The sequence below is a fragment of the Streptosporangium minutum genome, from assembly GCF_002149035.1.
Taxonomy (GTDB): domain Bacteria; phylum Actinomycetota; class Actinomycetes; order Streptosporangiales; family Streptosporangiaceae; genus Streptosporangium; species Streptosporangium minutum.
Genome location: NZ_NGFP01000284.1, coordinates 1 through 11,636 on the forward strand (window position 1 = coordinate 1; position 11,636 = coordinate 11,636).

Genomic DNA, 11,636 nt, shown 5'->3' on the forward strand with positions numbered 1-11,636 from the left:
GGACGGGCGGCCTTTCGCCGGCCGGTCTCCTCGGGCCGGGTCGCCACGTCATCGGGAGTGAGTCGAAACCGGTCGTTCCGGTCAGTGAGAATCACCCGGCGTGATCGATCTCCGACCGCGGACGTCGTTTGATCCTCACGGCTCCCGTCGCTCAGGCTTTCCGGCGGCCGGCCCATCGGGACAGGGCGCCGGCCAGGGAACCGGCGTCCGAACCTGCCCAGCAGACGTAGCCGTCAGGGCGCACCAGTACGCCCTCGACGCCGAGCTCACGCGTGGTCCCCGCGTAGCCGACCCGGTCCGACCACGGGGCGGCGGCCGTACGCAGGCGGTCTGTCGTGGCGAGCAGTACGGCGCGGCCGTCTCGCAGGTCGAGGCCGGGCAGATGTCGCCCGGCCAGCGGGTGCGGCTCTCCCGGCAGGGGATAGCGGATGTCCAGCCCCGAGATCATGCCCGCGACGACCTTGTTGGCTTCCGGTACCCGCAGCAGTTCCTCGACGATGTCGCGCAGGGCCAGATTCTCCTCGTGTGGCACGAGCAGCACGGCCTGGGCGCGGGTGTTGGCCAGCACCCGCGCGGCCACGGGGTGCCGCTCGTCCTGGTAGGTGTCGAGCAGCCCGTCCGCAGCCCAGCCGTTGACCTCGGCGGCCAGCTTCCAGCCCAGGTTGAAGGCGTCCTGCAGGCCGAGGTTGAGCCCTTGCCCGCCCATGGGGGAGTGGATGTGCGCGGCGTCGCCGGCGAGCAGTACCCGCCCGTGCCGGTAGTGCGTGACCTGCCGCGAGGCGTCGGTGAAGCGGGAGGCCCAGCGGATCCCGGTGAGCGTCACCTCCGGTCCGAACGAGTTGGCCAGTGCCCTGCCCACCTCCTCGTGGGTGATCGGCGCGTCCCTGGGCAGGCTCTGCTGCTCGGGGCCGTAGAAGAGGAAGCGGTGCACACCGTCGCCGAGCGGCGCCAGGTAGCCCTTGCCGGTGACAGAAGGGGTCATGATCGGCAGGCTCCACGAGGTGGGCACGGGCCCGGTGAGCGTGAGGTCCGCGACCGCCATGCGCAACCGCCCGTCCAGCCCCGGGAAGCCGATCCCCAGCAACTCGCGCACCGTGCTTCGACCGCCGTCACAACCTACGAGATAGCGGCCACGCAGCCGTACCGGGCCGGCGGTGGCGGTGACACCGTCGTCGTCCTGTGTGAGCGCGGTCAGCTCGTGCCCGCGCAGTATCCTGGCCCCCAGCTCTGTCGCCCTGGCTTCGAGCAGCGCCTCGACCCGGGTCTGCGGGATGCCGATCATGTACGGGTGCCGGGTGTCCCAGGCGTTGAAGTCCAGCCGCAGCCCGGCGAAGTGGCCGCCGGGCACTCGCTGGATCGCCCGGTCCATGAGCGGGTCGAGCAGTCCGCGCAGTTCGAGCGCCTCGGCGGTGCGCGGTTGCAGGCCGAGCGCCTTGGACTGGCCGCTGCGCGCGGGCAGCCGTTCCACCACGGCCGCGGACACCCCGGCCAGGCCGAGCTCTGCGGCGAGCATGAGACCGGTGGGGCCGGCCCCAACAATGATCACATCGATGTTCATCGAATCTCCTTGGGCGTGGATACTCCCGCTCTCGGGCGGGGGAGGAAACGCGGCGCGGCGGCGCGCGATTCGGTGACGTGTCCGGCGGCGGCGATGACCAGGCCGCTGCCCGCGTGATCGGCACTACCCTCGCCGCCGGGCCGGCGGAGAGGTGAAACGCCTGCTGAGCTGGTGTAAGACCTCAACGGAGATCCTTTCGGGCGGGCGACCGGCGGCGAAGCGGGAAGTCTCACGGGCGACAGCGGGAACCCCCTCCCTCCGAGGAGGGGAGGAGGTCAAGTCAGGACGGTAGATCGCGGGGCGTCCCTTACTGCAAAGAAAGGGAGGTGCCGCAGCCGCCTGATCCCGAGGGGGATCCCGGCTGTGACGGGACGTTCCGTGTCGCCGGGGTGGGCCTCGACGATCCCGTCGCCACAGGACCGGATCGCTCCGAGTCCGGAGGGCTGATCCGCGTCCGCCAAGCAGATTCGCTATATTTAGTAAATGATGAATCTACCGTTGACGTTCTCACTGCAGGGCTGTGCTCTCCGCTATGACGACAGTGGCGGCGACGGCGTCCCATTGGTGTTCTCGCACGGCGCCGGGGCCGATCACGTGATGTTCGACGCCCAGAGCGAGCACCTGCGTGCCCTGGGGTACCGGGTCGTCACCTGGGACATGCGCGGTCATGGCCTGTCCCGCCCGGCCGGCGCTCGGTTCACCGCCGAGCAGGCGATCGCGGATCTGCACGCGCTCGTCAAGCACCTCGCGCTTGACCGGCCTGTGCTCGTGGGGCAGTCCCTCGGCGGCAATCTCAGCCAGGCCGTCGTCCGGCGGCATCCGGACCTCGCCCGGGCGCTGGTCGTCATCGATTCGACGTGGAACACCGCACCACTGTCATGGAAGGAGCGACTGCTGCTGAAGGCGGCCGCGCCGGGTCTGTCGATGATCCCGGCCAAGCACCTTCCGGGCCTGATGGCCGAGGCCTCCGCGGTGACAGAGGGCGCGCGGGCAGACGCACGACGGGCGTTCTCCCAATTGCCGAAGAAGGAGTTCGTCCAGGTATGGCGGGCGACCGTCGAGCTCCTCGACCCGGATCCCCGCTATCGCACGCCGGTGCCTCTGTGCCTGATCCGCGGCGAGCTGGACCGTACCGGCAACATCGCCGCGGCCATGCCCAGGTGGGCCAGGGCCGAAGGGGTCGAGGAGGTCGTCATCCCCGGTGCGGGTCATATCTCCAACCAGGACGACCCTCACGCGGTGAATGCGGCGATCGAAGCGTTCCTGCGTACGGTTCCGGCATCGAAGCAGGCACGGAGGTGAGCGCGTCCCGGCGTCGCGCGTTCGTCACCTCGGTGGGTGACCTGCTGGCCTCATGGAACCTCCCGCACGCGACCGGTCGCGTCTACGGGTTGCTGTTGGTGACCGAGGAGCCGACCTCTCTCGATGCGATCGCCGCCGAGCTCGAACTGAGCAAGGGGGCGGTGAGCACCGCGGTGCGGCAGCTGGACTCCTGGGGACTCGCCAAGGTGATCCCGCAGCCCGGCAGCCGCAGACTCCTGGTCGAGGCCACGGGAGGGATCGAGTCCCTGCTGGAAGCAAGCCATTCGCGGGCCAGAACCCTGATCGCCGCCCTGCGCGACGGTGAGACCCTGGTGAGCCCCGGCCCTGCGCAGGACCGGCTCCGAGACGTGATCGGGCTGTTCGCCGGCTATGTCGATGTCGGGAGCGAGATACTCGACAGATACCGCCGTTAGCGGCGCCTGGGGGTCACTCTCCGCGCGGACGATCTCGCGGATTCACCAACGGCTCAGCCCTGCTCAGAGACCTCCCGGGGAAGGCGGCGAAGGCAGGCGGATCCTCCCGCGCCGCGTCCGGATACTCACCGGCGGCCCGTCACAGCGCGTCGTACTGGTCGTGGCGGGCATACAGCTCGGTCCATTCCTGCTGCGTGAGCTGCCGGCCGGAGGCGACGATCTCGGCGAGTTCCTCGAAGTACGCCTCCCGGGGCGCTCCCGGTGTGAACAGCACCAGCATCGACGCGGGTGCGCCCGAGTTGTTGCTGAAGGCGTGCACACCGCCCGGCGGCACGTACAGGAAGTCACCCGGTGCGCTGTCCAGCCACCGTTCCCCGTCGTACAGCGAGACGGTGCCCTCCAGGATGAAGAACGACTCGGAGATGGTCCGGTGGAAATGGGCGCCGGGGCCGTTCGGGATCGCCGCCATGTCCCAGCGGTACAGACCGAACTGGCCCGCGGTCGTCGCTCCGGTCGCGAGATAGCCGACCTGGGACTTGACCCCGATCGTGAGGTCCGGCTCCGTGCCGGCGGGCCGGTAGACCGCGCCGGCGGTGCCGTGATCGGCGAAGTACTGCGGGGGCGGATAGGACATCGGTGTGCTCACCTCGAACGATAGATCATCTGTAGCTGACGGCATGATCCTACGAAGTCACAGCGGCCCATCGAAAGATCCAATTCTGCTCCGTTCCATTGGGCCAACCCCGGCGCGGGCGGAGGTCACGGCCACCACGGCCCTGGCTGCTCCTGGGTGAGGGCGCCCGCGCCGCGTGGACCGGGAATCGCCCGCAAGTGAAAGGACCGGAGGCGGACCGGGATCCGCCCTCCACGCCGGCGGGTCGGCCTCAGCTTGCGCGCTGCGGCCGGATCGGCCGCTTTCCGCAGCGCGAGTTGCCTTGACACCGGCGACAAGGTTCTAACGTGGCTGCGGCAACCGGATGGCGGAGGTCGTCGGCGGATGGCGGGGCCACGATGTCTCCGTGGCACCGGCCATGCCGGTCGGCGACCGGCCGTTCATCGCGTCGGCCGGCCGGAGGAGTGACGATGAAGTTCGGAATCAGCTACAGCACGCCCTACCATGGCATCGACCCCGACAAGATCGTGGCCTACGCCCAGCATGCCGAGGACTGCGGCTTCGAGTCGCTGTACGTGCCCGAGCACATCGCGCTGTACCCCGGTGCGATGGTCGGCCGCTTCGAGCTGCCGCCGTCGCTGCCGTACTTCGATCCGCTCGATTGCTTGAGCTTCGTCGCCGCGGCCACCCGCCGGATCCTGCTCGGGACGGGTGTGCTGCTGCTGCCGTACCACCATCCGGTGGTTCTCGCCAAGCGGCTGGCGACCGTCGACGTGCTGTCGAAGGGGCGGATGCGGTTGCTGACCGCGGGGCTCGGCTCCCTGCCCGGTGAGGCCCGGGCCGTGGGGGTCGACTTCAGCGCCCGCGGCCGCCGTGCCGACGAGGCGATCGATGTGATGCGGCTGCTCTGGGCCGGCGGCCAGGACGGCGTCAGCTTCGACGGGGAGTTCTTCGCCTTCGATGACCTCTGCCAGTTCCCGAAGCCCCACGGCGTCACCCACCTGCCGATCCACATCGGCGGATCGAGCCGGGCGGCCGCACGCCGCGCCGGACGACGCGGCGACGGCTACTTCCCCGGGGGCGCGCTCGATCCGAACGAACGCGCCATCCAGATGGGCATCGTCCGGTCGACCGCCATCGAGGCCGGCCGCGACCCGGAAACGCTGGAGTACACGCGATCGGGGTCGATCGACATGACCATCGACCAGGTGGAGGCACTCGCCGCTCAAGGGGTGACCCGCATCGTCGTGAGTGCCACCGCCACCGAATCCGACCGGCAACACGAGGAGATGTCCGCGTTCGCCCAACGGTTCGCCCTTTCCTAGCTGTACTGCGCCGAGGCCGCGGGCCAGGTCGCGGTTCTGGCCCACATGTCGAAACGGGGGCCGGAACCTAGGCCGTCGATGGGGAGCTGCCGGGGTTCGGCCACCCGGACAGGGCCTCCGGGAAGCTCGGCGTAGATGTCGCAATCCACACCGGCAGGAGCGCCGATAGAGTTCGTAGCCGGCCACGAGTCGACGACACGGAGGGCTCACGATGTCCACACCCGACCGCGTCATGCTCAGACTGCCGTTCCACGGCACGTGGCTCGCGCGGAACAGTCCCGCGCGGCGCGTGCCGAGCCACGGTACCCACCTGTTCGCCACCACGTACGCCATGGACTTCATCGCTGTACGAGGCCGGCGCACGGCGACGACGCGGGACTGGCGCACGCTGCTGCACACAGAGCCGGCGGAGCGGTTCTTCGCCTTCGGGCAGCCCATTCTCGCCCCCGCGGCCGGCAGGGTGGTGTCGGTCCACGACGGCGAGGCGGACCACGTGGCGCGGCGGTCGCAGCTCGCACTGTTGCCCTATGCCCTGACCCAGGCGGCCCGGGTCCGCGGAGGCGCGGGCGCCATCGCGGGCAACCACGTGATTCTCGAGCTGGAGAATCGTGGCGGGTATGTCGTGCTCGCGCACCTGCGCGCCGGCTCGGTGCGGGTGGGGGAGGGGGAGCCGGTCCTGGCCGGCCAGGAGCTGGCCGACTGCGGCAACTCGGGCAACTCCACGCAGCCACACCTGCACATCCAGATCATGGATTCCGCCGATCCGTTCACCGCGCGTGGCGTGCCCATGACATTCGGGGACTATCGGGCGTGGCGCCGACCCGGTAGGGCACCCAACGTGGTCGAGCGGGGCATCCCCAACGAATCGGAGATCGTCGAACCGCTCTGACCGGCCAGATCACCGACGCCCGACGAGGTCACCACGGCGGATCCGACCCGGCCAGGCGTCGTCACCGATCAGAAAGTGGCGGATGATCAACGCTGGAATGTCGCACGCCGCGTGCGCCGCTTCCGGGAGAAGCCTCATCGGAGGCCCGGCGCCGTCTCAGCTCATTGTGTCAGCAGCTCAAGACGGCCGGAGTGCGGCCGTCACCCGTCATGCCCGCCAGCCCGGCGAGAGGGTGACCATCGACTGGGACGTCTACATCGGCAGCGAACTGCTCACCGGCCGGCTGGCTGCACAACCGTTCTTCCTGATCCCAGCGGCCGCCAGGCGCGGCCGGTGACCCGATGCGGTCGCTCGGCTCAGGGCTTCCGCTGACCTGATGCGGTCGTTCGGCTCAGGGTTTCCGCTGACCTGATGCGGTCGCTCGGCTCAGGGTTTCCGCTTCGCCGACTCCGCCGCGAGCAGGGCCGCTCCGAGCTGTACGGCGACCAGCGTGCGGATCGGGATCGGGGTGGCCGTCGCGTCGGCTTCGGCCTCGGTGAACCAGTCGTCGAAGCGTGCGCCGAGGCGGGCCCGTTCGGCCCGGATGGCGGGGGTCTGGTTGCCCGCGCCGAGTTCGGCGTCCAGCATGCGCAGATAGGTCCCGCCGTACCTCAGCCGCATGAGGTGCATGAGCTGCCGGCTACCGACCACCTCGGCCACCGTGGCGGGCCGGTCCGTGCCGGGGAAGGACTCCCACTCGGAGATGAACTCGTCGTGGGTGTCAAGGAAGTCCTGCAGGGCGAGGCGGAACGGTGAGCGCACGGTCAGGTCGGCCCTGACCGCCGACATGGACTGCGCCAGTTCGGCGATCAGGGCGCGCTGCGCGTCGAGGCCGGCCTTGATCACCTCGCCGTACTCCTGGTCGGTGGGGGTCTCGTCGGCGACGCGGGGGTCGGCCCAGTAGGGAAGTTCGGTCACCAGGTGCAGGGCGTCGAAGCGGTCGGCGTAGTCGACGCTGCCGCCGCCGGTGCCGTAGGTCGCCGCCAGTTCGCTGCCCCTCGGGGTCCGGTAGGCGGCGGGGCCGATCGAAACCGCGCTCGGCACCTCCGGCGGCCCCATGTGCAGGGGCAGGCCCTGGGCGGTGGCGATGGCGGCCAGGCGGGCGGCGAGTGCGGGCTCGTCCTTGCTGAGGTAGTAGAACGCGCCTTGGAGCTCGCCGTTGTGCAGGGAGTAGACGAAGGCGGGCTTGACCTCGTCCATCAGCCGCATCAGCGCCTCGGTCTCCGGCAGCGTGCGGTCGAAGAAGTAGTCCTCGCCGGTCAGGGGGAAGGTCCATTCGACCTGGTCGGCTTCGGCGGGGCGGTAGAAGTGCTCGACGTAGGCTCGGCGGTCGCCTGGCCGTACGTACCAGCCCTCGTTGAGGCGGGCGCCGTCTGGGTCGACGCAGGGGATGAGGTGCCAGCGGTAACCGAAGTCCTCGCGCAGCGAGGCGTCCTCGACGAGCTGACGCAGCAGGCTGCTGACGGTGAGCGAGCCGATGGGCTCGTTGGGGTGCGGCCCACCGATGATCACGGCGTCGTGGGGGCCGGAGCCGATGGTCGCCACGCGCAGCGGCTCGCCCAGGCGCGAAGTGCCGATGCGGCGCAGCTTTACCAGGTCAGGGTGGGCGGCGGCGAGCTCGTCGAGCTCGGCGTGCATCTGGTCCACGGTTGGGAACGCCGTGTAGTCCGGCACCCGGCTCATGTGCTGGTCGACATCCATTTTCGGCCTCCTGATAATCTGGATTATTTTAGTAAAGCAGATTATCGTTTGACCGACCAGTAGATGAGGAGAGGCCAGGGCCATGCGGCTGACCAGGGCGGAAAGCAAGGCGGCCAACAAACGCGCGCTGATCGACGCGGCACGCGAGGTCGTCGGGAAGGAGGGCTCGCAGGCGAAGCTGGAGGACATCGCCGAGCTGGCCGGCCTGACGACGGGCGCGATCTACTCGCTGTTCGGCGGTAAGAACGATCTGATGGTCGCCATGGTCGACGACTACACTGGTCCCCTCGACCTGCGGCCGATCGAGGCCGTCGGCCCCGGCCTGCCGCTGGAGGAGGTCGTGGCCGAGGTCGCCCGCCGGTTCCAGCGGATGTCGGCCGACCCCGAGGCCGCCGGAATGCTGCTGTTCGAGGCGCGCGTGCTCGACCTCGTCCTCAACGATCCAGAGCTGCTCGGCAAGCTCAACGCCTCGGCCAGATCGACCGAGGTCGAACTCGCCGTGCTGTTCACCGGCCGCGAGTACGGCGGGGCGCCCATCACGGGTGAGCAGGCCGTGCGCCTGGCCCGCGCGCTCAAGGCTCTGCTGTCCGGTCTCGGGCAGAGCGTCGTGCTCGGCGTCCACGAAAGCTCCGAGGAGTTCTTCGTCGACGTCGCGCAGTCCCTGGTCACGTCCAGGGTGCTCGGCCCGGCCTAGCCAGGTCGCGGGTTCGGGGGAACGCGCGGCCGTACACCACCCCACCCGAAAGGCACCACCATGACCAGATCCCGCATCGGCATCATCGGCGCGCCGGTGTTGTTCATCGGCGTCTTCCAGTTGCTGGAGATGATGCTGTCGCCGGCGCTCCCGCTCATCCAGCGGGAGCTGGCCGCCTCGCCCGGCGAGATCGCGTGGATTTTCACGGGAGGTCTGATCAGCTCGGCGATCAGCACCCCGATCGTCGGCCGCCTGGCCGACATATATGACAAGCGCACCTTGCTGCTCACCCTGATGGCGATCGCCAGTGCCGGAGCCCTGATCGCCGGCCTGGCGCCCAACGTCACCGTGCTGATCGTGGGCATGGCGGTGGAGGGCGTCTGGCTGGGCATACTGCCGCTGACCGTCGGGTTGTTCCGCGACGCCCTCGACTCCGAGCAGGGCGCCACCGGCAACGGCCTGGTCATCGGCGTCGCCGCCCTGGCCAGCGCGCTCGGCCTCATCCTGGCCGGGCCGCTCACCTCGGCGCTCGGCTACCGGTGGCTGTTCTTCCTGGCCCTGGCCGGCGCGCTGGTGGCCGCGCTCTGGGCCTGGCGCGCGGTGCCGTCCACGCCCCGCGCGGCCTCCGGGCACGTCGACTGGACCGGCGGGCTGCTGCTCGGCGGCGGACTCGCGCTGCTCATGCTGGGCCTGACCACCTCCTCGAGCTGGGGCTGGACGGCTCCCGCCACCCTCGCCCTGTTCGCGGCCGCGGTGCTGACGCTGGGCCTGTGTGTCGTTGTCGAGCTGCGCACCCCCGACCCGCTGGTGGACCTGCGGCTGCTGGCCGGGCGCTCCCCGGCCGGGGTGACCTTGATGGGGTTCGTGTTCGGCTTCGCCTCCTTCGGGCTGATGGTCGCGCTGCCGATGATGCTGTCGCTGCCCGCCGAGACCGGGTACGGCCTGGGCGCCGACACCCTGTGGATCGGGCTCTACATGTTCCCCCTGGGTATCGCGGGCACCCTGGTCGCGCCGCTGGTCGGGCCTATGACCAGGCTGCTCGGGCGGCGCGCGGTGCTGGTGCTCGGCAGCGTGCTCGTCTCGGCCGGCACCGCGGTACTCGCCTTCTGGCACTCCTCCCCGTGGCAGATCGTGGCCGGAGTGACGGTCATGGGGCTGGGCGGCTCCATCAGCCTGACCGCCGGACTCAACGTCGTGGCCGCCGACGTACCCGCCGACCGGGCGGCCGGGGTCAGCGGCGTGGTCTTCGTCGCCAAGAGCATCGGCGGCACCTTCGGGGCGCAGCTCGGCGGGATGGTGCTGGCGACCGGCACCGTGGCGGGGGTCCCCACGGAGAGCAGCTTCGTCAGTACCTACCTGCTCTCCGCGGTGCTCGGCCTGCTCGCCGTCGGCGCCGCCCTCATGATCCCTGCCACTGTGCGGAACGCCCAAAGCGGGCACCCGATTTCGGCCCCCGCGACAAAGCCCGCCGCCCACCAGGGTGACACCCTGTGACGGCGGCAGAGGAATCCCGATGAAAACCCGCCGTCCCCGCAGGTGACACTCTGTGACGGCGGCAAAGCGAAGGAGTAACCAGTGCGGGTCTACATCTCCATTGACATGGAGGGCGTGACGGGCATCGCGACCATGGACCAGGTCGTCCGCGGCGGCCACGGGTATCCGCGATCGCAACGGCTGATGACCGCCGAGGCCAACGCCGCCATCGAGGGCGCGTTCGAGGCCGGAGCCGACAGCGTCCTGGTCAACGACAGCCACGGCACCATGGACAACCTGCTGCACGAGGAGCTTGATCCGCGCGCCCGGCTGATCTTCGGCACTCCCAAACTGGACTGCATGGCCGAGGGCATCTCGGCCGAGCACGACGTGGCCATGTTCCTCGGCTACCACGCCGCGGCCGGCTCGCCCGGCGTGCTCGCCCACACCTACTCCTCGCACTTCCTCGGGGTGCGGCTCAACGGCCGGCCGGTGTCGGAGGCCGAGGTCAACGCGTTGCAGGCCGCCGCGGTCGGCGTCCCGGTGGGATTGCTCACCGGCGACGACGTCATCTGCGGCGTCGCGGAGAAGGCCTTCCCCGGCGTGCGCACGGTCGCCGTCAAGATCGCGCACGGGCACACCGCCGCGGACAGCCTCTCGCCGTCCGAGGCCAGGCGGCTGATCCGGGAGGCCGCGGCGGAGACCGTACGGGGGGCGGGGGAGCTGGCGCCGCTCCAACTGCCCGAGGTGCTGGAACTCGAGATCGACATGCCGAGCATGCCCGCGGCCGAGCTGGGGGCGCATATCCCGGGCGTGCGCAGGATCGCCGACAGGACGCTCGCCGCCACCTTCGCCACGCCCGTGGAGGTGCTGGGCTGCGTGACGGTCTGCTACCACCTCGCCGCCGACGCCATGATCAGCCGGATGGCCCTGTACGGCCGCTAGCTCGCGCGGGGAACGCGGGCCCCGCACGGCGACCTCGACCGCCGTGCGGGGCCACGTCGATGGCCCAGAATGTGCAGCTGTTGTGCGCGCTGGTGATGCTCTCGTCCAGGCAGACCAGCATCTGCAGCAGGGTGTCGACGCCGCCGATCGCGTCGAGAACTCGTGCCGAGGATCAACGTCGGCAAACGGGTTGGCGAGCGGATTCCGGCAGGCATCAGTGCGCTGTCCTGATCTGGGGATACGCCCCTACTTTGCGGCCTGTGGCGCCGACCCGGGCGGAGGGCCGGCCTCGGGTACGGCTGTGGCTCACTCCCGCGCCCGAGGCGGCTCCCTCTCGCGCCCGAGGCGGCTCACTCCCGCGAGGGAGCTCCAGGACCGCTCTCACCGGCGATCCCCTCGGGGCCCGCGATCTCCAGGATTGGTTCCAGCAGACAGAACCGACCTGGAGGATGACCATGAGGATTCGCCGCACCGCGCTCGCCGGACTCGCCCTCGCCGCGATCACCGCGGGGACGGCCGCCCAGGCGACGGCCCGGACGGCCCCGGCCGCCCCCGCCACCGCGTCCGCCGCCACCGCACGGCAGGCCTTGCCGCCGGYGAGCCCGGACGCGCTGCGCCGGGCGATCGCCGGGCTTCCCGACGCCGAGGGGACGGCCGCCCAGG

12 protein-coding genes are annotated in these 11,636 nt (G+C 70.3%); 9 read left to right on the plus strand and 3 right to left on the minus strand.

What is annotated here, in order from left to right:
• Positions 1–151: 151 nt before the first annotated feature.
• The gene (locus tag CA984_RS37950) at positions 152–1,558 is read right to left on the minus strand and encodes an FAD-dependent monooxygenase (protein ID WP_086578220.1); all 1,407 of its coding nucleotides are present in this window, start codon (positions 1,556–1,558) and stop codon (positions 152–154) included.
• Between the two features lie 483 nt (positions 1,559–2,041).
• Here CA984_RS37950 and CA984_RS37955 point away from each other — a divergent pair, with 483 nt between their 5' ends.
• A complete protein-coding gene (locus CA984_RS37955; RefSeq protein WP_086578221.1) occupies positions 2,042–2,860 on the plus strand; it encodes an alpha/beta fold hydrolase in 819 nt (272 codons plus the stop codon).
• Positions 2,857–3,294, plus strand: a complete 438-nt coding sequence (locus CA984_RS37960) for a GbsR/MarR family transcriptional regulator (RefSeq protein ID WP_086578222.1) — start codon at positions 2,857–2,859, stop codon at positions 3,292–3,294. The genes CA984_RS37955 and CA984_RS37960 overlap by 4 nt, the downstream gene beginning before the upstream one ends.
• Before the next feature lie 139 nt (positions 3,295–3,433).
• Here the strand turns inward: CA984_RS37960 and CA984_RS37965 are convergent, their stop codons facing one another.
• The gene (locus tag CA984_RS37965) at positions 3,434–3,928 is read right to left on the minus strand and encodes a cupin domain-containing protein (RefSeq protein WP_086578223.1); all 495 of its coding nucleotides are present in this window, start codon (positions 3,926–3,928) and stop codon (positions 3,434–3,436) included.
• Between the two features lie 449 nt (positions 3,929–4,377).
• On the opposite strand from CA984_RS37965, the gene CA984_RS37970 reads away from it, so the two are divergent.
• The 3 genes from CA984_RS37970 to CA984_RS46685 all read left to right on the plus strand — a co-directional run bounded on the left by CA984_RS37970 (position 4,378) and on the right by CA984_RS46685 (position 6,458).
• The gene (locus CA984_RS37970; RefSeq protein ID WP_086578224.1) at positions 4,378–5,232 is read left to right on the plus strand and encodes a TIGR03619 family F420-dependent LLM class oxidoreductase; all 855 of its coding nucleotides are present in this window, start codon (positions 4,378–4,380) and stop codon (positions 5,230–5,232) included.
• A gap of 211 nt (positions 5,233–5,443) precedes the next feature.
• A complete protein-coding gene (locus tag CA984_RS37975; protein WP_086578225.1) occupies positions 5,444–6,121 on the plus strand; it encodes a M23 family metallopeptidase in 678 nt (225 codons plus the stop codon).
• A 166-nt stretch (positions 6,122–6,287) separates the two neighbouring features.
• Positions 6,288–6,458: a hypothetical protein gene (locus tag CA984_RS46685; RefSeq protein ID WP_165781559.1), complete on the plus strand. Its 171-nt coding sequence runs from the start codon at positions 6,288–6,290 to the stop codon at positions 6,456–6,458.
• 89 nt (positions 6,459–6,547) lie between these two features.
• On the opposite strand, the gene CA984_RS37980 is transcribed toward CA984_RS46685, so the two are convergent.
• Positions 6,548–7,861 (minus strand): M14 family zinc carboxypeptidase, encoded by a 1,314-nt coding sequence (locus tag CA984_RS37980; protein WP_086578226.1) that lies wholly within the window; start codon positions 7,859–7,861, stop codon positions 6,548–6,550.
• Between the two features lie 82 nt (positions 7,862–7,943).
• Between CA984_RS37980 and CA984_RS37985 the strand changes: the two genes are divergently transcribed.
• The 4 genes from CA984_RS37985 to CA984_RS38000 form a co-directional block, all read left to right on the plus strand.
• On the plus strand, positions 7,944–8,555 hold the full coding sequence (locus CA984_RS37985; RefSeq protein ID WP_207621187.1) for a TetR/AcrR family transcriptional regulator: 612 nt from the start codon (positions 7,944–7,946) through the stop codon (positions 8,553–8,555).
• A 60-nt stretch (positions 8,556–8,615) separates the two neighbouring features.
• Entirely contained in the window at positions 8,616–10,049 is a 1,434-nt protein-coding gene (locus CA984_RS37990) for an MFS transporter (RefSeq protein WP_086578227.1), read from the plus strand.
• Between the two features lie 81 nt (positions 10,050–10,130).
• Positions 10,131–10,973, plus strand: a complete 843-nt coding sequence (locus CA984_RS37995; protein WP_086578228.1) for a M55 family metallopeptidase — start codon at positions 10,131–10,133, stop codon at positions 10,971–10,973.
• A gap of 455 nt (positions 10,974–11,428) precedes the next feature.
• Positions 11,429–11,636: hypothetical protein (locus tag CA984_RS38000; protein ID WP_207621188.1), on the plus strand; the 208-nt coding region annotated here is incomplete at its 3' end.